The sequence below is a fragment of the Pseudomonas sp. KH_021 genome, assembly GCF_057838865.1.
On the sequence record NZ_CM174477.1, the window covers coordinates 4028951 to 4050506 of the forward strand.

The following is a 21556-nucleotide window of genomic DNA, read 5'->3' on the forward strand; positions in this document are numbered from 1 at the left end:
GGTTGTAACAAAGCGCCTTCCCATCCATCCGAATACGGGAACACCATAAATGGAGGATCGCACCATGAAATCGATACTGTACGTGACTACACTGGCGGCACTCATGATGGGGCCGGGCATGGCACTGGGCGAAAACGGCAGCGACCGCCTGATAGATTCTCGCCTGCAAACACAAGGGTTGTTCAGCAATAGTCCCAGCCAGGACACCAGCGATCCTTATGTTCAAATGATCAAGACACAACCTACCGCTTCCGGGGTTGAGCTCGATCAGCAAGACCAGCAGCTCCAAATGTCGGAACCCGATTTCGAGTCGCCCATCCTGAGGGACAGAAAGCTCTATCGCAGCGCCCATTGAGGACATGTACGTGCAGCATGAATCAAGACACGAGATGCTAGCCCAGCCAGTATCCTCATCTCCGGCACACGGATGTGCCCAATGCCCCCCACCTCACGCGCTGTTTACAGCACGACCTATCGATCGGACTGGTTGAGTTTCTTCATGATGGCCTGGCTGTCTACGGCTTCATCCTTGAAGGGAATGTTCTGCAGCATTCGGGAGGTCAGCTCGAGTTGCTTGATGTACAGTTCGCAGCGCGAGCATCTGCGCAGATGCATGTGCATTGCCCAGCGGGTACGAAAATTCAGATGCCCCTCGATAAACTCGGAGCCCAATTCCGAGACTTCGTGGCAGGTCAGCATGTTCCTTCCTCCTGAAAGTGATTGAGCATAACTTGCATTTGCTGACGCCCCCGGTGCAACAACACGCGGATATTACCTTCGGTCAAACCCAGGGCTTGAGCGATTTCGTCGTAATCCAGGCCTCCCAATTCACGCATCAGTACCACCAGTTGCTGGTTGCCAGGCAACAGGCGCAGGTGCTTGTGGATGCACGCGTGCAACTCTGTCTCGGTCAACAGCGCCTCTGGGCTTTCGTGATGCCATTGGCAGGGTGGGGTTTCCCAGGCGCCCTGCTCGTTGAAGCGTTGGCTGATCGGTGAACTGGCGTCGTCGCTCCAGCTCTCCAGGGGAACTTCACGCCCTCGCTTGCGCCTCATTGCATGAGCCTCATTGATGGCGATCCGGGCCAGCCAGGTTCGCAGCTTGGCCCGACCCTCGAACTTGTTTATCGCGGCCAAGGCCCTCAGCCAGGTTTCCTGCGCTACATCATGAGCCGACTCCGGTCCGACCAAAGGTATGGCCATGGCGACCAGGAAGCCATGATGAAGCTTGATAACGGCCTCAAGGGCGTCGCTGTCACCTTCGCGCAGCCGTTTGATCAGTTTCTGCTCATCGTCCACGAGCTTGTCCTCAGGTAACCCGTCGAGTCGTGACGTAGTACATCGCAATTACAGAATAGCTTCGCTGGCGGTGGCCTACCCATCGAGTTTGAAATCACCGCAGAACAGATCAATGATTGCACCTAGGCACCGACCTTGATTGCCAAACTGGCAAATTGGCAAAATATGCCACTTGCTTGCAATGCAGCCACCGCGCTGTAACAGGCACACCACGGTGATGCCATCGCCGGCAAGCCGCGCTCCTACGTTTCCTGTAGGAGCCAAGCTGCTCGAAATAACCTGTTTGTCCACAGTTGGAGCTAATGATGGCGACGCGAAACGTTGTGCTCACCCCTCACCAGGAACAGGTTATCCATGACCTGGTGCAGTCCGGCCGCTATCAGAATGCCAGCGAAGTGATGCGAGAAGGTTTGCGGCTATTGGAACAGCGCGTCGCCGAAGACACCGCCAAAATTGAGGCCCTGCGTCAGGCGACCTCGATCGGCATCATGGATCTTGAGCACGGGCGCTTTACTCAGTTGAACGAAGGGGATCTGGAGCACTACCTTGAGGGCTTGAGCCTGGAGGCAACCCTCCCCGCGAAAGAGAAACACTGAGCATGCCGCAGTATCGAGTGGAATTACTGAAACGAAAAAAGGACCCTAAGGTCCTTTTTTCAATGACTCACAGAATCCAAAGGAACCCTGCAAATCTATATATGGAGCGGGAAACGAGACTTTAATCTAGTCTATAACCATTTGATTAACAAAGGTTTTTTCGTATTCCCCTCTCAGGAATGGACTTGTTCGACCGACCTGTCAACAGCTACAGGAAAAATTATTCCATGCTGTGCTACTGAGAGCCAACTACAGCCAATTAAGGAAACCGTCTACAAGCCAAAACGATCAAAATATGGACACAGGCCTAACCGAGCGCATTGGCGTCGATGATCCAGGCGCTGCTGGACACCCTGAGCATCATCTTCAGCAATAACCGCGACCGCGCCTACAAATGGGTCAGTAGCCCGAACACCGCCGCCCCGTTCAATGGTTAGTCGGCACTTGCCTATATGCTGGCCGGCCGGGTGGTGGACATCGCTGTCGTGCGTCGCTACCTCGATGGAGTCCGCGGCTGATGGTGCCGGAACAGACGCTCCCGGAGTGGGACCGCCTACCGGATGATTAACAGCACGTTTCCACCGTTTACCCTGCTTGAAGACGTGCTCGATCCCGAGGACCTGCAAACCGCTTACGCCCTGGAAGCCCTGACCAACGACCGGTTGCTGCAAGAAGCCGGCGTGCTCTCCAGAGTGCTCCCGGAAGACCGAATCTCCGGGCCCGGTTCATCACCCGTCATGGCGCGTTCACCCATATCGGCAAAACCAGCCGTTTCACCGACGGCATCCTTATCTCGGCATGCCCCCGAATGCGCGTCGCGCGGCAAAGCCAGGCGGCTTCTGCCGCGACCGCAGATCCTCAAGCTGCGAAGAGCGGCGCAAGCGCCTTCAGCAATTGCTGGACGCCCAGCACGATGAACAGCAGCGCGGTGAAGCCGAGCAGCACATTACTCAACACATTGTTGCCCCAGCCCTTGGGCGCGCGTTTGCCGTTGAGGAGCCCAAGCAGCGTCACCGCCAGGAATGGCATGAACATGGAGCCCAGTACGCCGTAGGCCAGGATCAGGCCGATGGGCTGGTTCAGGAGAAAGAGCACCATGGGCGGAAAAGTTAGCCAGAGCACGTAAAAGCGGAAGTACTTACCGCCGATGCGGGTGTCTGGATGGCCTGACGCTTTGCCGCGCATGTTGCCCCAGAAGTCCGCAAACATCAGCGACACTCCGTTCCAAACACCGATGACGGAAGAAAACGCTGCGGCCCAGAAGCCAACCAGGAAGGCGGTGCCAATGAATTTGCCGTACCGTTCGTTCAGAACGGCGGTCAGGTCGAGCAGACCGGCGTCGCCCGCGCTCAATGAGACGCCGGCAGCTCGGACCACTTCAGCACCGACGATCAGCATCGCTATCACGAAGACGCCGGTGAGCACATAGGCCATGGCGTTGTCGATGCGCATGACCTTCATCCACTTTGGTGTGTACCAGCCCTTCTCGCGCAGCCAATAGCCATAGGCGGCCAGGGTGATGGTGCCGCCGACGCCGCCCGCCAATGCGAGCGTGTAGATCAGGCCGCCGGCCGGGATCATTGGCACGAGTCCTTGGAACATCTCCGGGATATTCGGCGCGGCGATCACGGCCAGGCCGACGACGGTCACGAACATCAGGCCGACCAGCACGGCCGTGACTTTCTCGAAGAATGCGTAGTGGCCGAACCACACCATGGTGAAGCCGGCGAGCCCCATCACCACCGCCCAGATCTTCAGATCAATAGCCGGGAAGAGTGCTGCCAGAGGCATTGCCGCCGAAGACATGGCTGTTGCGCCGTATACGAAGCCCCAGATCATGATGTAGGGGCCGAAATACCAGGTCGTCCACCGCCCCAGCGATTGCCAACCCTCAAAGATGGTTTTGCCGGTCGCAAGGGTGTAGCGGCCAGCACCCTCGACCAGGATGATCTTGAGGATCACACCCAGGATCACCGCCCACAAGAGCCCGTAGCCGTAGCGTGAGCCGGCGACCAAGGTCGCCACCATGTCGGCGGCGCCGACGCCCGTAGCGGCAACCACCAGCCCAGGGCCTATCACCCGCCACTTCGCCGGCAGACCGCCATCGTCGTCGATACGTTGCTCTGGCTCTGACCGCGCTTTGGCTGTGCTCTGCTCAATGTCCATCGGGGCGCCCTCTGACAGCTTGTGTTTAATCGAGAGTAGACGTTATCAGGGCCGGTCGCTGCGTCTGGGGTAATCGCAGAAAATGGAGATGTTTGTACGCTAAGCCATGCTGATCTGCTGCAAGCATTGTCCGGCACTGTTGCGTCCGGTTGAAGTCTGCCCCAACCGGGCGTCAGGCCGGCCGCTCGTGCCGCGTCAGAGTCTGGCGACTGATCATGCGCCACGACCGGCGCTCACCGTGAGTGAGGCTGGCCGAGGCTCGCATATTGGCGCGCCGACTCACTACATAATTTTGTCTACACCCTCTAGGGAGGCGCTGATTAATTCACCATTCAGCCTGTGCCTTCATTGCAACCTGCCGCTGCACGAGATCAGCCCGGAACTGGCCCGGCCGCAGGTGCCGCCACGCATTGGCGCCCTCTATTCGCACTTCCTGCGCTGCGACGCCTGCCAACGGGTTTACTGGGAGGGTTCGCACTGGCGCGGCATGTGTGCACTGCTGGCACCTCTGCTGGACCGATAGCCGAGCGCATCGGGCCGGCTGCGTTGCCAAGGATAACTGGCTTTTGCATCAGGTAGATAACGGCCAGAAGCGGCCCTTGACGAAAGGCCGCCATCGAATTTCCCTCGCCCACTTCTGCTTAGAGTTGGACTCGGATATTCCCTCTGTCTTGTGTTCGAGTCGGGTGGGCCGACGTAATTCGCTTGATATGTGCGAAATCGCACGCCATTTGACCACCAGAAGCATTCCCGTTGACCAGGCATACCACCCATTTGCATTGGCACTGACCAGCGATGGATGCCGTATCAGGGGGCATGCCGAGATAAAGGAAAATTAGGACATTGGTTCTATAAATGATTGAATTTACTATGCCTTTTATCGGGCTGGGTTAACAACTATCGTGGTCGTTGACGCTGTAAAAGTGAGCCGGCGCGGCGTGTGGTCGGCAGCGATGCTGCCGCGGCCTGTTTTGCCTGCCACACCTCCGAAAAAACCACGATTACGTGTTCAGCCGCGCGCGGGATTGAGCCGGCATCGCATTGGCGCGGCTGACACCGCCGGCGCCGCGCGGCGTGCGACGCCGAATCCCGGCCGGACAGGCCCCTTCGGCGCGACCGCGCGAGGCCCAATCGCACCCCGGCTTATTCCGGCATCACCGGCGATCGAGGCTCCAGGCGCCGCCCCCGGCCGCCGCCAGGTAGAGAAAGATGAAGCAGAACAGGATAGCCGGCTCGCCCCCATTCAGCAGCGGAATCCACCCCCCGGGAGCATGGCCGATGAAGTAGGCAAAGGCCATTTCACCAGACAGGATAAAGGCGGTCGGCCGAGTGAGCAGGCCGAGCAATAGCAGCAGGCCGCCTACCACTTCGAGCACCCCGGCGAAGCCAATCAGGGAAAACAGATTCAACCCATCGAAAAAGGCGACATGCGGGAAGCCGAACAACTTGGCGGTGCCATGCTGGAGGAACAGGAAGGCGGTGACGATGCGCAGCACGCTCAACAGGCGCGGGGCCCAGAGCGTATTCAGTTGGTCGATGAGCGCAGACACGGGAGGTTCTCCTGAGCGAGGTCGAGCGTCGCAGGCAACGCGTAACTGCAGTGAGGCACAGATTCTGAAGAAGTAAAGGCAGCGGGCAGCCACACCCGCCGTCCGGGCCCGGGTCGTGGAGGGCATGCCTCCAAACAGCGACCCTGTGCCCCCCGTTCACCCCCAGACCTGGGGACATTCCCACCCAATCCCCCCCCCGATCCCCCCCAACGGGGCGCAACGCCGCGCACGCCGTGGTTGCGCGCGCACTGCCGAAGCAGCTGCCGTCGGTGGCATGGCATTTGCTATGACCCACTGCAGGGGCCTGCCATTACGCCTATCTCCGCGCCGCAACCTGCAGCATAAGGTGACCCAGCATGGACAGCACTGCAATGCATCACCGGGTAGCCACGCTACTCTCGCCAACCCGCCTCAGCTCCGCCCTTCACGGACCGCCGCTCGCCATGGCCTTGCCTTGCCCCACGCCTGACGAGTAGCCGGAGAAGGACGATGAACACCAGTGACCGCAAATCCCCCGATGCCCAACCCGCACCTGTCGATGACCGCCCGAGCAGACGCTCCTTTCTGAAGCTGGGAGCCGCAGCCGTGGCCGCGCCCGTGCTCCTGAGGCAGGGTGCGGCCCTCGGTAAAGGCGGTGACGATGACATCGGCGCGCCGGTGGTACCACCCAGCCCCCCGACCACCCCTTGGGTCGAGCAACTGCCGAATGCGATCACCCCGCTCCAGGCGATCAGCGCGCTGAGCCCCGAGCATCAGGTGCAAGCCGATCGGGGACATGGCGAATGTGGCCGCGACGCCCATCAGCGCTATGACGAGCTCTGCCAAGTCGAACCGGCCCAATACGAGCTGCATGCGGTGGAACGCAGCTGGGTGTTCAACCCCGCCCTGCCCGCGCAGCCGGTGTGGAGCTACCAGCCCAGCGTGCCAGCGCCGGAGATGTTCTGTCCGGTGATCGTGGCCCGCTACGGGAGCCCCTTATTGCTGCGCATGCACAACGATCTGCCGCACGATCACCAGGGCTTCGGCACCCCGGAAATTTCCACCCACCTGCACAATCTGCATGCACCGTCCGAGAGCGATGGCTTCCCCGGCGACTACTACAGCGCCAACAAGGCCGGGCCGACTCTCTCCGCCCCGGGTAGTTACAAGGACCATTTCTACCCCAACATCTGCGCCGGCTACGACGAGTTGGGCAATGGCCGCGGGGATCCACGGGAAGCCCTCGGCACGCTGTTCTTCCATGACCATTGCCTGGACTTCACCGCCGCCAACGTGTATCGCGGCCTGGCGGGTTTCTACCTGCTCTACGACGAACTGGATTCGGGCGACGAAAACGACCCCAACCCTAACGCACTGCGTCTGCCCGCTGGCATTTACGACTATCCACTGAATATCTGCGACCGCCGTTTCGACCGAAAAGGCATGCTCTACTTCGACCAGCTCAACCCTGAGGGCACCCTCGGCGACAAGGTCCTGGTCAATGGCAAGATCGAGCCGGTGCTGAACGTGGCGGCGCGCAAGTACCGTTTGCGCCTACTCAACAGCGGCCCCAGCCGTTTCTATGCGTTCTACCTGGTCGACGCGAACAACCGCGTGCAGCGATTCACCTACATCGCCAACGACGGCAATCTGCTGCCAGCGCCACTGTACAACCAGACCAAGGTGGAGCTGGGTGTGGCCGAACGCGGCGACATCATAGTCGACTTCTCCCAGTACCCGCTGGGCACCGAGTTGTACCTGGTCAACCGCTTGCGCCAAGAGAGTACCCGCGGCCCGAAGGATATCCGCGCGCCAGGCACGCCCATCCTCAAACTGGTGGTCAACCGTGCCGCCCCCGACAACAGCCGTGTCCCGGCCAAACTGCGCGAACTGCGGCCCATTACCGCCGAGGAACTGCAGAAGGCGAAGGTGCGGCGCTGGGAATTCGGCCGTAAGGGCGGCCTGTGGACAGTCAATGACCGGATCTTCAACGTCCAGAAACGCAGCGCGGAAATCCGACAGGGCAGCTGCGAAATCTGGGAGCTGGTCAGCCCGAGCGGTGGCTGGCATCACCCGGTGCATATCCACTTCGAGGAAGGGCGCGTGCTCAGCAAGGTCGTCGATGGCAAGAGCGTGCCGGTGCCGGCCCATGAGCAAGGGCGCAAGGATGTCTTCGTCCTTGGGGAGAACTCGTCAACGCGCGTCTTCCTGCGCTTTCGCGACTTCGTCGGCAAATACGTCATGCACTGCCACAACATGATCCACGAGGACCACATGATGATGGTGCGCTGGGACATCGTGGCCGAGGACGACAGCAGTGGCAGTGACGGAAGTGGTAGCAGCAGTTGAACGCGCGCCCTCATCCCTGACTTCGGAAACGAATCGATGAACACTCGCAGAAACCTCCTGGCTGGCCTGGGTACCGCTGCACTCGGACTGGCCGCCTGGCACGCCAGCAGCCCCGACTGGCAACTCACGCCGCGCACCACGCGAACCAGTGGCGACGGCCACCTGGCAAACCCGTTGCCGAACGTGACGCTGTACACTCACGAAGGCAAAGCGGTGAAGTTCTACGACGACCTGATCCGAGATCGAGTCGTGCTGATCAACATGATGTACACCTCCTGCGGCGATCGCTGCCCGACCATCACCGCCAACCTGAAGGGCGTGCAGAAACTGCTCGGCGATCGGGCCGGACGCGATGTCTTCCTCTACTCCCTGACCCTGCAGCCGGAACTGGATACCCCGCGGATGCTCAAGGAGTACGCCGAGCAGCACCGGATCAAACCGGGCTGGCAGTTTCTCACCGGCGATCCTGCCGATATGGAGCGGCTGCGCTACGGGCTGGGTTTTTACGATCCCGATCCCCTGATCGACGACAACAAGGCCAGTCATACCGGCATGGTGCGGATCGGCAACGACCGCTTCAACCGTTGGTCGATGGCACCGGCCCTCGCCGCGTCCGAGCAGATCCTCAGCACGCTCAACCACCTGGACCACGCGGTCGTGCACACAGCCTGAGATGCCGGGCCTCCCGGTTGCGGACGGAAGCCGGCGTGGTGGAAGGTTCTTCGGCTCCTGGTACTTCCCGGCTTCTGCCAGTCTCACGCATGAAGGCTTGACGCCGGCAGGTGTTGAATGTCCTTTAAGGGTGTCGAATGGACTTCAATTCAACACCCCTTTTGCGTTTCCGGCTTATACGGTTCTCAGCGACCCGGCGGGTCACCGTGAAGTCGATCTCCGGGACACCTTGGAGCATTTCGCTCGGGACTGCCACGCAGGCTCAAGACGTCGCTCAGAGCAGTTTGCACGCCTCGTCGAAGTCTAGGCGTGGGCTTCGGGGGTGCAATTTTGCTGGATCACCGTAACCTAAATTACAGAGAAAGTTGGTTTTGACGTGGCTGTCGGAAAAGTGCTCCTGTTGGAGCTCAGGATGGGACCCAACAGATGGGAAGAACTCATGGTCGACCAGAGCTTGGTCGAAGCCGGACATCGGGCCACAGTCCAGTCCAACGGCGCGTGCGGCGAGCATGAAATACGCGCCTTGCAGCGAGCTGTTGCGCCGCGCGGTTACTTCGGCTAGTTCCGGTGTGTCCACGAACCAGGCTCGTGCATCCGTGTGCGGAAACAATTTGGGCAGCTTTTCGTAAAACTTGCCGTCATAGGCGATGATGGCGGTGACGGGCGCGCTCATCGTTTTTTCTATATTGCCCGGTGACAAGGCGGGCAGAAGCCGTTGCTTCGCCTCTGGGGTGCGCAAGAACAAGATACCGGCGTTTTTCAAGGTACTTGTCGCTTCAACCGTCTAACTATGCCGCTCTTTTCTCGACCTGTTGCTCTCGATCCGGGTTCAACAACACGGTACCGATCGGCTGCCAGTTACGCGTCCGGCCTGACCACCGCTCCGGCTTTTTCTCCTTGGCTCGCTCATACAACTCATGCCGTCGGGCCAGGACCTGATGGTCCATTCCTCGATGCCGCTCGGCTGGCGTGACGAACCGGATACGGCTATGCCGGTGCTCGTGGTTATACCAGCGCATGAAATCCCTCACCCAAGCGCGTGCAGCGTCCAAGCTGGCAAAGCCATCCGGCGGCCATTGCGGGCAGTATTTCAGCGTTCTAAACAACGACTCCGAGTAGGGATTGTCGTTGCTGACCCGCGGTCGGCCCCGCGAGGGCGTGATGCCCAGGTCATACATCTTGCTCAACAGCGTCACCGATTTCATCGGCGCTCCGTTGTCCGAGTGCAGCACCAGAGGCTCGCGCAAACACTGCTCGCCGCTCACGCTGCGTTGCAGCAGCGCAGCGGCTTTCTCGCCGCTTTCCGCGTCGTAGACCTCCCAGCCCACGGCTTTGCGGCTGTAAATATCTTCGATCAAATAGAGGTAGTAATACTTTCCACGTATCGGCGACGGTAAATAGGTGATGTCCCACGACCACACCTGATTGGGCCCTTTGGCCGCATGCGTCGTCGGTGCGGCATGCCGCCTGGGGCGTTGGCTACGACCTCGGTGTTGCTGTTGACCCGCCGCCCGCAAGACGCGATAAAACGTCGCCTCCGACGCCAGATAACGCCCTTGATCGGCCAGGCGCGGCACGATCTGACTCGGCGGTAGATGGGCGTACTCAGAGCTGTTGCACAGCGTCACAATCACCTGTCGCTCGCCCTCGCTCAGTGCGTTACAGGGCGTTGGCCGCACGACCGTCGTTCGAGCATCGGCCTGAACGACTTCAGTTTCGGTCCAGCGTTGCAGGGTTCGCGGCGATAAACCGACCTCCTGGCAGGCCCGGATTTTTCTGGCTCCCGCCATGACCGCTTCACTCAGCCAGTCAACGAACAACTGCCGTTGCGGCAAAGACGTCAGTTGTCCTCGTTGTCGGTCCCCCAGTAGTCGTTGAGCTTTTTTCGCAGCACCAACAACGCGGCTGTTTCAGCGAGCGCCTTATCTTTGCGGCGCAGTTCTCGCTCAAGCTCCTGGATACGCTTCTTATCCTTGCGCGACTGCTCTCGATCCTCTTTTTGCAGGGCTTTATCCGACTTCTGGCCGGTAATGAAGGCTTGTCGCCACGCGCTGATTTGCTCGGGGTAAAGGCCTTTGCGCCGGCAATACTCGCCCAGGTCGATCTCGGACAAGCTGGCGGTTTCAAGGACGACAGCAAACTTGGTTTCGGCTGACCAGTTCTCGGTCAACGGCTTGTTTTCGGACACTGCATTTCCTTCAGAACTGAGCTGCTTGCGCCAGTTGGACAAAGACATTTCGCTGACCCCTTCGCGCCGAGAAACCTCGGCCATCGACAGGCTCAGTGGGGGAAGCAGCATCTTGAGCAATGCGGCTCTGCGTTCAGGTGAATAATACGGCACGACCAGTCTCTTTCCGCCCCCGATATGCTTTTTTAGGAAAAATCGGAGAGGCGACAACTATCCTGACACCGGGGGATACGCGCCGGCGAGCAGTTGACGCTCGTAGGCCCCCATTTCATCAGCTCATAAAGTTCGCGCAACACGTTGTCGTTGACGGGCGTGGGCAGCCAGCCGTTATGAGTGCGCGCCTGGCGAAACAGCAAATCGATCCCTTTATCACTCAATCGCTCGCTCATGCTGGTCTCCTGTAAACGATGGGTTCACGCTATGCCGTGAAGGCGACGAAACGGCAACGGACCTTAGAGTTTAGGCTCTGGTTTTGGATGTATCCAGGGCTTGCTCGCCAATCAAACCGCGCAACCAGCCTACCGCTGGGGCCTAATGACTGCGTGGGTGCCAGGCCAGGAGGGGATGTCCTGAGCGAGCCCCTATAGATCAACCGCTTACGGCGCAGTTGTCCTAATTTTTCCCTTATCTCGGCATGACCCCATGTTCGCCTTCTCACTGACGATGAGTTGGCGGTCGACTCTCCCGCCCGGCCGGATTAGGCATTTCTCGTACAACGCCGGATCGTCGGCTAATAACGCGCTACACGGCGTTTTTCAAGACTGTTCGCCCCAGCAGCATGCTGTGATTTGTCTTTTGGCCAAACAACTTCCAACGTGTGTTTTTGGCGACTCTCGCCGGGCTGACCATCTCATTATGGCGCCCATGGTCTACGTAAAAACGCCCGGGAACAACCCGTTAGACCAAAGTCTTATAGGCGCAAAATAGCACCGCCCAAACCGCCTGCTTGACTTATTCTTGGGGATTGGCCGCAAGGGCCTGCAAGGTTCTGCGGCAGCACAATAAGCATAAGAAACGAGGTATTTGCGTGACCCCTGATATCCAAGACAGCCGCTCTGTTTGCGTGCCCCCTGATATCCAAGACAGCCGCTCTGCGCGCTTTGCCTTGGGCTGTTCAAATTTTGCCGAACGCTGGTTTCCCGACTCCTGGGTGTTTGCCGCCCTGGCCGTGATCATCGTCGCCGTGGCGACCATGATCATGGGCGCCAAACCGACTGACGCGGCCATGGCGTTCGGTGACGGCTTCTGGAGCCTGATCCCGTTCACCATGCAAATGGCCTTCGTGGTGATCGGTGGCTACGTGGTCGCCAGCTCACCGCCAGCGGTGAAGCTCATCGATTGCCTGGCCCGAATCCCGAAAAACGGCCGCTCGGCCGTGGCCTGGGTGGCGCTGATCTCCATGGTCGCGTCACTGCTGAACTGGGGGCTGTCGCTGGTGTTCGGTGGCTTGCTGGTGCGGGCGCTGGCCCGTCGCGCCGATTTGCGCATGGATTACCGCGCCGCCGGTGCCGCGGCTTATCTGGGGCTCGGCGCAGTCTGGGCGCTGGGGCTATCATCTTCCGCCGCGCAGTTGCAGGCCAACCCGGCCAGCCTGCCGCCGTCGATCCTGTCAATCACCGGGGTGATTCCCTTCACCCAGACCATCTTCCTCTGGCAGTCCGGGGTACTGTTGCTGGCGCTGATCGTGGTCTCGCTGATCATCGCCTACGCCACCGCCCCGGGTCCGAACAGCGCGCGTGACGCCAAGGCCTGCGGGGTCGATCCCAGTTTCAGCCTGCCGGCGCCACCACCGCGCAGCCGCCCCGGCGAATGGCTGGAATACAGTCCGTTGTTGACGATTTTACTGGTGTTGCTGGCGGCCGGCTGGCTGTTCCATGAGTTCTCGACCAAGCCTGCGATCAGTGCGATTTCCGGCCTGAACACCTACAACTTCCTGTTCCTGATGCTTGGCGCACTGCTGCACTGGCGCCCACGCAGCTTCCTTGAGGCCGTAGCCCGCGCAGTGCCAACCACTACCGGGGTGATGATCCAGTTCCCGCTGTACGGCTCGATCGCCGCACTGATGACGGTGGTCAAAGGTGGCGACGGGCAGAGCCTGGCCCATCACATCTCGACCTTCTTCGTCAGCATTGCCTCCCATGACACCTACGCCCTACTGATGGGTGTGTACTCGGCAGTGCTAGGCTTCTTCATCCCGTCCGGCGGCGGCAAGTGGATCATCGAAGCGCCCTATGTGATGCAAGTCGCCAACGACCTAAACTACCACCTCGGCTGGGCCGTGCAGATCTACAACGCCGCCGAAGCCCTGCCCAACCTGATCAACCCGTTCTACATGCTGCCGCTGCTGGGCGTACTCGGACTGAAGGCGCGAGACCTGATCGGCTTCTCGTTCGTCCAGTTGCTGGTACACACGCCGCTGGTACTGGTGCTGCTGTGGGCCCTAGGGACGACGCTGGAGTATATGCCGCCGGCGATGCCATAACCGAAAGTTGACCGCACCTGCTCGCAAGGAGCAGGTGCGATCACCCGCGCGCTTGACGCATATTGGGTTGTAAGCCGGAACCGATGGAATGCAAGCCGACGCGGCTGAATGCAAGTTCGCTCGCAGCTAATATGAGCCTTGGGGCATCGTCAGTCACAGTTAATCTGAGCTGGAAATCGCGTTGATTGCGAGCACGGCTGTTTTCGATTGCAAGCCATTACACTTAGGTAGCTCCGAACCACTAATGATACGGAGCTACCCGACGTGCTGACCGGTATTTCAGGCCAGTAATGCCTGCGCCGCCTCCATTTGCTCGTGCTCAAACGCTGGCGCAAAATCGTCCAATTCGCTCGCTTGCAACCCCACCACAGCACTGAGCGCAATCTGTCGCCAGTCCAGCACGGCGTCATACACTTCTGCCAGCACGGCCAACGCATCCGCCCGACTCAACGAAAAATAGGTGCTCCGCGCCAGCAGCATCTCAAGATCGGTGATCGGTCCATCTTCCTCCGACAGCCAGGTTTTCGACTCTCGCTCTTTGTCCGGGAAGGGATTGACGTCGAATGCCGGTGCCAGCCGCCAGAGCCCCTTTTCCACATGAAGAAAGCCATGGTTCTGCAGGTGGTCATCCACATTGGTGATCAGTAGGTTAAAAACCAGTCGCCGCCACAACTGCTGCACATCCGCGGTCGGTGCATGCCCCACGGAACGGATAGCATCGGCAATTTCGGTATAGCTTCGATCCTCTTCGCGCGACGCCTGCAGCAAAGACGCGGCGGACTGGTATGGAATACGCCCATCAGCACCATCGCGATCGAAACGGCGGATGATAGCGACCGGTACGCCATCCAGCTCTATGATACGGGCCGGGGCGGCATTGATACCTGCTTGTTTTGCCAAGCATAAGGCCAGCACTTCGCCGCGCGTCACGCTACGGGTGTCGCCCACGCTTGGGAATTTTCCAATGGCGAGTGCGCCATCTTCGTCGACCACCGTGCTCTTGGGGCGCATCCCGCCGAGCGATGTGCCTTTGCCCTGAAGGTAACGCAAATCTTCAGTGCTTTCCTGACCTTTCTCAACTGCCCGGCTGGCTTGGTAGATGCGCTGCAATTCCAGCAGTGGCGGTGTAGCGCGCCGTCCATCTTCAATCGTCCGGCAATATCGTCCATTCTGATCGCGCAGTCTCAGCGCGCCGATCCGGCTGAAATCGTCAACCGCCAGCAGGTAGTCCATCTCTGTCAGCGACGCGAGCGATGGATTACCCTTACGACGCTTGGCATGGTCACGTGCGATGACCCGGCGTCCCCAAGCGTCCGGTGCCGTATCGGCAATGGCGAAATGAAAGACCGAATCGTGAGCTGAGGGAGCTCTACGTGGCTGATAACCCGAGATCAGGCTGAGATCGGCAGAGACATTGAACCGATCCTGATTCCCCAACCATCCCTGCTCATAGGCAAAGGTGGTGTTCTCGCGGCGCCCCTGCTTGACGTAAATAAGAGTGCCAACAGGTATTTCCGCCTTACCAAGACAGACCTGAACTTGCTGGCGAACTGAAGTAACCGACTTCATAATGCCCCCGATGTCGGCGGTTTACTGCGTACACGTTTAGGCAATTGTTCATCCATCAGCGTCAGCCCGATGTCGTCGTGCGCCGTATCCAGCAGGTTGGCCAGCGCCTGTACCTCACCGAACACGTGCAAGGCGCGGGCGAAGAAATGAATAGGCACCCGCATATCCCCTTTCTCCATGCGCCGAACAGTGGATACAGAAGCCCCCATTCGCTCTGCAAGCGAGGCCTGTGAAATCCGTCGACGCCTGCGTGCAAGCTCAATGTCGCTGCCGAGCTTGCGGAGCGCCCGCTCGACGGGTAACGGCAGTGGTGTACTCATTTATCATCCTTATAGGAACGCTTAAGGCTATTATCAGTTCCCATGAGAACAATTACCTCACGCCTCGTTACTGTTGTCAATAAACATCCCATGGGAGCGCTAGTAAGCGATTAGCACTCCAATCAGAATGCTAAAGTGAAATCTGACAATATATCAGCCCTTAGCGTCCACGATTTCGATACGCAGAGACACAGATGAAGAGATAGCTGTTCTGCGATGAAACAGTCGCCCCTGCCACTCTCTTCAGAATGCACAACGCAACACCACCGAAAAAATGTATGTAAGGAAAGTGGTGAGGAGTAACTCCCCATTGTTTGCGGCTTTCCACCAGCCATCCCCGCAGCATCGAGCCATTCGAGTCCATCGGAAATGGCGCAATGGCAAGGTTTCACAATTCGGCTTACGCATGGCGACGTCCTGTCGTAGCGTTGCTGCTCACCAGTATCTTCATCACTCAGCTCGTCGCCGCAGCTGACGATGGGTATGAGCGTGAACACCTGGCGGCCGTCGCCCGCCAGCTCGACCTGCTTGACCGTCTGGCCAAACAATCCGCCAGCACCGCCCCCGAGTCACGATCCCGCTATCACTTCGACTATCGGCGTCTGGACGCTGACCTGCAGCGCATGCAGTCGGGCATCAACGACTACCTGACGCCCCAGCGTGCACAGCCACGCGATCCCTCTGCACTGCTTGGCGATTACCGCCAGGACGCCGAACAGGAGGATGACCGATGAACGCCAACCAGCTTGCCGCCTTTCAGGCCAATGCAGGCTTCACCCCCTCTGCTGTCGCCGGCGTACTGCTCGGTGTCGTGTTCGCAGTCCTGCTGCTGTGGGGCGTATGGGCCCTGCGCACAGCCTATGTCGGCTGGTCGGAACAGCGGATTTCCCAGCGTCAGTTCCTCGGCGTTGCGGTGAGATTTATCGCGATGTACGTCGTGCTGACTTTTTTCCTGCTCTCCTAATGTAAAGGCTCACATCTATGAACCCGCTCTCGCATCGCTTGCATTCGGTACGTATGGCCGTCCTGGCCTCGGCATCCGCACTCGCGATGCTGCCAGTGCTTGCCCGGGCCGATCTCCCAACCCTGGAAGATCCGTCACGGGGCACGGGCTCGGGCATCATGGAGACGCTGCGCAATTACGGTTACGACATCGTGATGCTCGTCGCCTTGCTGGTGGTCGCGTCGATGTTTGTCGGCGTCTGCTACCACGCCTACGGAACCTATGCGGAAATCCACACGGGCCGCAAAACCTGGGGGCAATTCGGCCTGACGGTGGCGGTGGGCGCCGTCCTGCTGGTCGTCGGTATCTGGCTGCTCACTGAAGCCACCGGCGTCCTCTAGGACTCATGCCATGAGCGCGCATCAGGACATCCGACCTGACGGGACGGTGGTGTTTCTTCCACACCGTCTCAACCGTCACCCTGTGGTCGTCCGCGGCCTTACCGCGGATGAGCTGTGGATCTGCGCGAACTACAGGGTGATTTCATGACCGCAGCGTTTCAGCATTCAACGCTGGGACCTGCCGCTACCCCGGAAGATACCTCGGTGGTTTACCTGGTGACCCGAGGGCATGGCGTGGCCGAATCTCTGCTGCCGACAGTCAGCCCGATCAATGCGGCGCTGAACCTGTCGCCCCCCTCAACGCCGCCCCCGAAGGACGGAGGTCGTCATGAAAGGTAACGGTCTACTGAAGTGGCTGATGGTGCCCATGGCGCTCTTGCTGGTGTTCGTCGGGATCAAGCTGTTTTCTGGCAGTAACGGCCAACCGGCCAGTGAGGGAACGCCCCGGCTGACACCGCAAGAGGCAAAGGTGTTGGGTATCGAGGGCGACACGCCCCGCGACACCGTGGCGACGCTGGTAGGCCAGGTCAAACAACTGCGTACTGAGTTACAGAGTGCGATGACTGTTAACAGGACGCAGAAGTCTGAAAACGAGCGGTTACGTCAGCGTGAAGGTGCAATCGACCGGCGCATCCAGAGTGCGCTGGAGACCGAACGCAACCAGTTGCGCAACGACCGCGAACAGGTCTCCAGTGAGCGGCAGCAAGCCCAGGGACTGTTGCAGGACCTGCAGCGCCAAATCGAAGGGCTGTCCAGCTAGCGTGACGATGCCGACCTTCCCATCGGTCTGGGCCTGCAACCCGGGGACGGCGATGGACTCGGCAGTGACGGCATTCGCTGGATTGAACCGGATGACGCCAGGCGCGATGGCAAAAGTGGCTCCTCCGGCAAGCGCGACAGCTTCAGCTTCCCCACCCGTTTCGGGTCCGCGCAGAAGACGCTGGAAGCGACTCGGGAGACCGTCGTGGAAGCTGGCAGCAAGGCGGCGGGTGTATCCACTGCAACGCCGGTCTACACCGTACCGACCAACGCGACGCTGATGGGCTCGATCGCGATGACCGCCTTGATCGGGCGCGTGCCGGTAGACGGTACGGTGAACGACCCCTACCCGTTCAAAGTCCTCATTGGTCCCGACAACCTCACCGCCAACGGCATCGACCTCCCTGAGGTGGCCGGTGCCGTGGTCAGCGGCACCGCCTCGGGCGATTGGACGCTGTCCTGCGTGCGCGGCCAGGTCCGTAGTGTGACGTTTGTGTTCCATGACGGCACCATCCGCACCGTGCCCGAAGAGGGCGAACGCGGCGATAACCGGCAGCAAGACAACAGGGGCAGCAACACTACCCAGGAGGGCCTGGGCTGGATCAGCGACCCCTACGGCATCCCGTGCGTCTCTGGAGAGCGCCGTAGCAACGCCCAGCAGTACCTCGGCAGTCAGGCGCTGATTACTGCCGCGGGTGCCGGCGCCGCCTCGCTAATCAAATCGGATAACGACAGCGTGGCCGTGGTGGCCAACAACAACGGCTCAATGGGCACCGTGGGTATTACCGGCAACGAAGCGATGGGCCGCATCCTCGCGGGCGGTGTGCAGGACATGTCGCAGTGGGTGAACAAGCTCTACGGGCAGGCCTTCGCGGCCGTCTATGTCAAGCCCGGCGCCCAGGTCGCCGTCCATCTCGAACAACCCCTCAGCATCGACTACGCCCCCAACGGTCGCCGCGTCGATCACCGTCTTGGAGGTGCTCCCCATGCACAGGATCTGGATTAACGGCCTGACGGTCCTCATGGTGGCCGTGGCGCTGGCCGGCTGCTCGACCAGCAAGGAAAAGATGCTGCCGCATGACGGCAACACCATGCTCGATATCTGGAACGAGGAGACCGGCGGTGCCGCGCGTAGCGGGCAGAGCGCGCAGCAGTTGCTGGACGCCCGGCAGTCGCTGCGCAGGTCACTCACGCAAGACGATGTGAACGCGGCGCCGACCGTCAACGCAAGCTATACCCGCACCGCACAGAACGAGATCTACCGGCAGTTTCACCGCCTGCCCAATCCGGACCTTATGATGTACGTCTTTCCCCATCTGGCAGGCACTGATCCCGCTCCCGTCCCCGGCTATACAACCGTCTTTCCCCTGTACCAGCGGGTTCAGTACGCCATGCCCGGTGAACGGGTCGAGGATTACTGATGCGCTGGCCATTCTCCCGTCGCGTACCTGAGGCGGCTCAGGCAGACAGGCCAGATGTCTGGGAGCGGCATATTGCCGAACTGCAGGCGCACGGCATTCCGCCGCCGGGCAAGCCCGGTGCCACGCGGCGGCGTCCCGCAACCCAGGCTGACGAGCTGGCGCTTTATGACGTCGCGCCCTCGTTCGCTGATCTGTTGCCCTGGGTCGAATACCTGCCCGATTCAAAATGCATGTTGCTCGAAGACGGCGTCTCCGTCGCGGCATTTTTTGAGTTGATACCCGTCGGTACAGAGGGCCGTGAGGCGGCCTGGCTTGCCCAGGCGCGCGACGCCCTGGAAAACGCACTACAGGACAGTTTCGATGAACTGGATGACTCGCCCTGGGTGATGCAGCTTTACGCTCAGGACGAGACCGACTGGAACCCGTACCTTGCCTCCCTGCGCAGTTATCTCCAGCCACGGGCACAGGGCAGCGCCTTCAGCGAGTTCTACCTGCGCTTTTTCGGTCACCATCTGCGGGCCGTTGCCAAGCAGGGCGGCCTGTTCGAGGACCGCACAGTCACCAAGTTACCCTGGCGCGGCCAAACGCGCCGCGTGCGCCTGGTGGTGTATCGGCGTGCTGGGAGTACGCCCGCCCGACGCGGGCAATCCCCCGAGCAGGCATTGAATGTCATTTGCGACCGGCTGCTCGGCGGCCTGTCCAATGCGGGCATACGCGCCCGTCGCCTGCAGGCGGCAGATATTCATGCCTGGCTGGTGCTCTGGTTCAACCCTCGGCCGACAATGCTCGGACCCACGTTAGAAGACCGCGAACGCTTCTACCGCCTCACGGCCTATCCGACGGAGTCCGAACCCGGCGGGCTGGAACTGGCCAGTGGTACGGATTTCGCGCAGCGCCTGTTTTTCGGCCAGCCCCGCTCTGACGTCGAAAACGGCCTGTGGTACTTCGACGACCTGCCCCACCGAACCGTTGTTGTCGACCGGTTGCGCACGCCGCCCAACACCGGGCACATCACCGGGGAAACCCGCAAGGGCGGTGATGCGATCAATGCCCTGATGGATCAGATGCCCGAAGACACCGTGATGTGCCTGACGATGGTCGTCACGCCGCAGGACATTCTTGAGGCGCACCTGAATCACCTGGCGAAAAAGGCGGTTGGTGAAACCCTGGCCTCGGAACAGGCATTGAAGGACGTCCAGCAGGCGCGCGGCCTGATTGGCAGTGCACACAAGCTGTATCGCGCCTCGCTGGCGTTCTACCTGCGGGGTCAGGACATGGCAGACCTCGATACCCGCGATCTGCAACTGGGCAACGTCCTGCTCAACGCAGGCCTGCAACCGGTACGCGAAGAAGATGAAGTCGCGCCGCTCAACAGCTATCTGCGCTGGTTGCCCTGTGTCTATGACCCGGGCAAAGACAAACGTCAGTGGTACACGCAGCTGATGTTCGCGCAGCATGTAGCCGACCTGGCACCGACCTGGGGGCGCAGTGCCGGCACCGGCCGCCCCGGGATCACCTTCTTCAACCGTGGCGGCGGCACCATTACCTTTGATCCGTTGAACCGACTCGACCGCCAGATGAATGCACACCTGTTCCTGTTCGGCCCCACCGGTTCAGGCAAGTCGGCCACGCTCAACAACATCCTCAACCAGGTCACCGCCATCTACCGGCCACGCCTGTTCATCGTGGAAGCCGGTAACAGCTTTGGTCTCTATGGTGAGTTCGCCGCGCGCCTGGGGCTGTCGGTACATCGCGTCAGGCTTTCGCCCGGTGCAGGCGTGAGCCTCGCGCCCTTCGCCGACGCCTGGCGTTTGGTCGACACACCCAGCCAGGTCCAGACACTTGACGCCGACGCGCTCGATGAAGAATCCGCCGAGGGCGATGCCAGTGCTGACGAGCAACGCGACGTGCTGGGTGAACTGGAAATCACCGCGCGATTGATGATCACCGGCGGGGAGGACAAAGAGGAAGCCAGGATGACCCGCGCCGATCGCAGCCTGATCCGCCAGTGCATCCTCAAGGCTGCCCATCGCTGCATGGCAGCAACACGCACGGTACTGACCCGTGATGTACGCAATGCGCTGCGCGAACGCGGTCACGATTCGACGTTGCCCGAGACACGTCGTACCCGTCTGCTGGAAATGGCCGATGCGATGGACATGTTCTGCCAAGGCGTCGATGGCGAGATGTTCGACAGGCCGGGTACACCCTGGCCGGAAGCCGATATCACGGTTGTCGACCTGGCCACGTTCGCGCGCGAGGGCTACAACGCGCAACTGTCGATTGCCTACATCTCGCTGATCAACACCGTCAACAACATCGCCGAGCGCGACCAGTTCCTCGGCCGCCCGATCATCAATATCACCGATGAGGGCCACATCATCACCAAAAACCCGCTGCTCGCGCCCTACGTGGTCAAGATCACCAAGATGTGGCGAAAACTGGGCGCCTGGTACTGGCTGGCCACGCAGAACCTGGACGACCTGCCGAAAGCCGCCGAACCCATGCTCAACATGATCGAGTGGTGGATTTGCCTGAGCATGCCGCCCGACGAGGTGGAGAAGATTGCCCGGTTCCGCGAACTGAACGCCTCGCAAAAGGCCCTGATGCTGTCCGCGCGCAAGGAAGCCGGAAAATTCACCGAGGGGGTGATTTTGTCAAAATCAATGGAGTTGCTGTTCCGGGCGGTACCGCCCAGCCTGTACCTGGCGCTGGCAATGACGGAACCCGAAGAGAAAGCCGAACGTTTTCAGTTGATGCAGCAGCACGGCATCAGTGAACTGGAAGCCGCGTTACGGGTTGCCGAGCAGATCGACCGGGCGCGGGGCATCGAGCTGCTGCGCTACGACCTGTTTGATTGACG

Annotated in this window: 19 protein-coding genes and 6 pseudogenes; 16 read left to right on the plus strand and 9 right to left on the minus strand. The window is 60.3% G+C overall.

Features of this window, described 5'->3' with window-relative positions; translation table 11 throughout:
- Nucleotides 1-64 precede the first annotated feature (64 nt).
- The gene (locus AC3IX4_RS18480; RefSeq protein WP_489256853.1) at nt 65-355 is read left to right on the plus strand and encodes a hypothetical protein; all 291 of its coding nucleotides are present in this window, start codon (nt 65-67) and stop codon (nt 353-355) included.
- Nucleotides 356-471: 116 nt separating this feature from the next.
- Here AC3IX4_RS18480 and AC3IX4_RS18485 read toward each other — a convergent pair whose 3' ends face one another.
- Together AC3IX4_RS18485 and AC3IX4_RS18490 are read right to left on the minus strand one after the other, a co-directional pair.
- Nucleotides 472-699, minus strand: a complete 228-nt coding sequence (locus tag AC3IX4_RS18485; RefSeq protein WP_489256854.1) for a zf-HC2 domain-containing protein — start codon at nt 697-699, stop codon at nt 472-474.
- Nucleotides 693-1298 carry an RNA polymerase sigma factor gene (locus AC3IX4_RS18490; RefSeq protein ID WP_489256855.1) on the minus strand — a complete coding sequence of 202 codons (606 nt, stop codon included), beginning with the start codon at nt 1296-1298 and terminating at the stop codon, nt 693-695. The genes AC3IX4_RS18485 and AC3IX4_RS18490 overlap by 7 nt, the downstream gene beginning before the upstream one ends.
- Before the next feature lie 305 nt (nt 1299-1603).
- On the opposite strand from AC3IX4_RS18490, the gene AC3IX4_RS18495 reads away from it, so the two are divergent.
- The 3 genes and pseudogenes from AC3IX4_RS18495 to AC3IX4_RS18505 form a co-directional block, all read left to right on the plus strand.
- Complete coding sequence (locus AC3IX4_RS18495; RefSeq protein ID WP_489256856.1) at nt 1604-1894, plus strand: type II toxin-antitoxin system ParD family antitoxin; 291 nt, start codon at nt 1604-1606, stop codon at nt 1892-1894.
- A 350-nt stretch (nt 1895-2244) separates the two neighbouring features.
- Nucleotides 2245-2412 (plus strand): annotated as a pseudogene (locus AC3IX4_RS18500) (antitoxin Xre/MbcA/ParS toxin-binding domain-containing protein); the annotation flags it as partial.
- Nucleotides 2412-2777 (plus strand): annotated as a pseudogene (locus AC3IX4_RS18505) (RES domain-containing protein); the annotation flags it as partial. The pseudogenes AC3IX4_RS18500 and AC3IX4_RS18505, both read left to right, overlap by 1 nt.
- On the opposite strand, the gene AC3IX4_RS18510 reads toward AC3IX4_RS18505, so the two are convergent.
- Nucleotides 2753-4060 carry an Nramp family divalent metal transporter gene (locus AC3IX4_RS18510; RefSeq protein ID WP_489256857.1) on the minus strand — a complete coding sequence of 436 codons (1308 nt, stop codon included), beginning with the start codon at nt 4058-4060 and terminating at the stop codon, nt 2753-2755. The pseudogene AC3IX4_RS18505 and the gene AC3IX4_RS18510 overlap by 25 nt on opposite strands.
- A 328-nt stretch (nt 4061-4388) precedes the next feature.
- On the opposite strand from AC3IX4_RS18510, the pseudogene AC3IX4_RS18515 reads away from it, so the two are divergent.
- Nucleotides 4389-4583 (plus strand): annotated as a pseudogene (locus AC3IX4_RS18515) (Mut7-C RNAse domain-containing protein); the annotation flags it as partial.
- Between the two features lie 631 nt (nt 4584-5214).
- Here the strand turns inward: AC3IX4_RS18515 and AC3IX4_RS18520 are convergent.
- Nucleotides 5215-5610: a DoxX family protein gene (locus tag AC3IX4_RS18520; protein ID WP_489256858.1), complete on the minus strand. Its 396-nt coding sequence runs from the start codon at nt 5608-5610 to the stop codon at nt 5215-5217.
- Between the two features lie 489 nt (nt 5611-6099).
- Between AC3IX4_RS18520 and AC3IX4_RS18525 the strand changes: the two genes are divergently transcribed.
- Together AC3IX4_RS18525 and AC3IX4_RS18530 are read left to right on the plus strand one after the other, a co-directional pair.
- Nucleotides 6100-7938, plus strand: coding sequence for a multicopper oxidase family protein (locus AC3IX4_RS18525; RefSeq protein ID WP_489256859.1), 1839 nt, complete (start codon nt 6100-6102; stop codon nt 7936-7938).
- Nucleotides 7939-7974: 36 nt separating this feature from the next.
- On the plus strand, nt 7975-8610 hold the full coding sequence (locus AC3IX4_RS18530) for an SCO family protein (RefSeq protein ID WP_489256860.1): 636 nt from the start codon (nt 7975-7977) through the stop codon (nt 8608-8610).
- 274 nt (nt 8611-8884) lie between these two features.
- On the opposite strand, the gene AC3IX4_RS18535 is transcribed toward AC3IX4_RS18530, so the two are convergent.
- From AC3IX4_RS18535 to AC3IX4_RS18545, 3 genes are all read right to left on the minus strand, one after another.
- Entirely contained in the window at nt 8885-9373 is a 489-nt protein-coding gene (locus tag AC3IX4_RS18535) for a malonic semialdehyde reductase (RefSeq protein WP_489256861.1), read from the minus strand.
- Nucleotides 9374-9398: 25 nt separating this feature from the next.
- Nucleotides 9399-10951, minus strand: a protein-coding gene (locus tag AC3IX4_RS18540; protein ID WP_489256773.1) for an IS3 family transposase whose coding sequence is annotated in 2 segments (ribosomal slippage) — nt 9399-10489 and nt 10489-10951 — 1554 coding nt in all. Because the reading frame shifts where the segments join, the coding sequence is not laid out codon by codon here.
- A gap of 32 nt (nt 10952-10983) precedes the next feature.
- Nucleotides 10984-11187: a hypothetical protein gene (locus tag AC3IX4_RS18545; RefSeq protein ID WP_489256862.1), complete on the minus strand. Its 204-nt coding sequence runs from the start codon at nt 11185-11187 to the stop codon at nt 10984-10986.
- Between the two features lie 674 nt (nt 11188-11861).
- Here AC3IX4_RS18545 and AC3IX4_RS18550 point away from each other — a divergent pair.
- Nucleotides 11862-13280, plus strand: a complete 1419-nt coding sequence (locus AC3IX4_RS18550; RefSeq protein ID WP_489261317.1) for a short-chain fatty acid transporter — start codon at nt 11862-11864, stop codon at nt 13278-13280.
- Nucleotides 13281-13559: 279 nt separating this feature from the next.
- Here AC3IX4_RS18550 and AC3IX4_RS18555 read toward each other — a convergent pair whose 3' ends face one another.
- Entirely contained in the window at nt 13560-14849 is a 1290-nt protein-coding gene (locus tag AC3IX4_RS18555) for a type II toxin-antitoxin system HipA family toxin (RefSeq protein ID WP_489256863.1), read from the minus strand.
- A complete protein-coding gene (locus tag AC3IX4_RS18560; protein WP_489256864.1) occupies nt 14846-15169 on the minus strand; it encodes a helix-turn-helix domain-containing protein in 324 nt (107 codons plus the stop codon). The genes AC3IX4_RS18555 and AC3IX4_RS18560 overlap by 4 nt, the downstream gene beginning before the upstream one ends.
- A 377-nt stretch (nt 15170-15546) precedes the next feature.
- Here AC3IX4_RS18560 and AC3IX4_RS18565 point away from each other — a divergent pair, with 377 nt between their 5' ends.
- The 8 genes and pseudogenes from AC3IX4_RS18565 to AC3IX4_RS18600 all read left to right on the plus strand — a co-directional run bounded on the left by AC3IX4_RS18565 (nt 15547) and on the right by AC3IX4_RS18600 (nt 21554).
- Nucleotides 15547-15903, plus strand: a complete 357-nt coding sequence (locus tag AC3IX4_RS18565; protein ID WP_038612044.1) for an integrative conjugative element protein, RAQPRD family — start codon at nt 15547-15549, stop codon at nt 15901-15903.
- Nucleotides 15900-16133: a TIGR03758 family integrating conjugative element protein gene (locus AC3IX4_RS18570; RefSeq protein WP_092234917.1), complete on the plus strand. Its 234-nt coding sequence runs from the start codon at nt 15900-15902 to the stop codon at nt 16131-16133. The genes AC3IX4_RS18565 and AC3IX4_RS18570 overlap by 4 nt, the downstream gene beginning before the upstream one ends.
- 53 nt (nt 16134-16186) lie before the next feature.
- Entirely contained in the window at nt 16187-16513 is a 327-nt protein-coding gene (locus AC3IX4_RS18575) for a TIGR03745 family integrating conjugative element membrane protein (RefSeq protein WP_489261318.1), read from the plus strand.
- A 10-nt stretch (nt 16514-16523) separates the two neighbouring features.
- Nucleotides 16524-16637 (plus strand): annotated as a pseudogene (locus AC3IX4_RS18580) (DUF3487 family protein); the annotation flags it as partial.
- Nucleotides 16625-16852, plus strand: a pseudogene (locus AC3IX4_RS18585) (DUF3438 family protein); the annotation flags it as partial. The pseudogenes AC3IX4_RS18580 and AC3IX4_RS18585, both read left to right, overlap by 13 nt.
- A pseudogene (locus AC3IX4_RS18590) lies at nt 16842-18278 on the plus strand (TIGR03752 family integrating conjugative element protein). The pseudogenes AC3IX4_RS18585 and AC3IX4_RS18590, both read left to right, overlap by 11 nt.
- A complete protein-coding gene (locus tag AC3IX4_RS18595) occupies nt 18259-18693 on the plus strand; it encodes a TIGR03751 family conjugal transfer lipoprotein (protein WP_489256865.1) in 435 nt (144 codons plus the stop codon). Before AC3IX4_RS18590 ends, AC3IX4_RS18595 begins: the two are co-directional and overlap by 20 nt.
- Complete coding sequence (locus AC3IX4_RS18600; protein ID WP_489256866.1) at nt 18693-21554, plus strand: conjugative transfer ATPase; 2862 nt, start codon at nt 18693-18695, stop codon at nt 21552-21554. Before AC3IX4_RS18595 ends, AC3IX4_RS18600 begins: the two co-directional genes overlap by 1 nt.
- Nucleotides 21555-21556 lie beyond the last annotated feature (2 nt).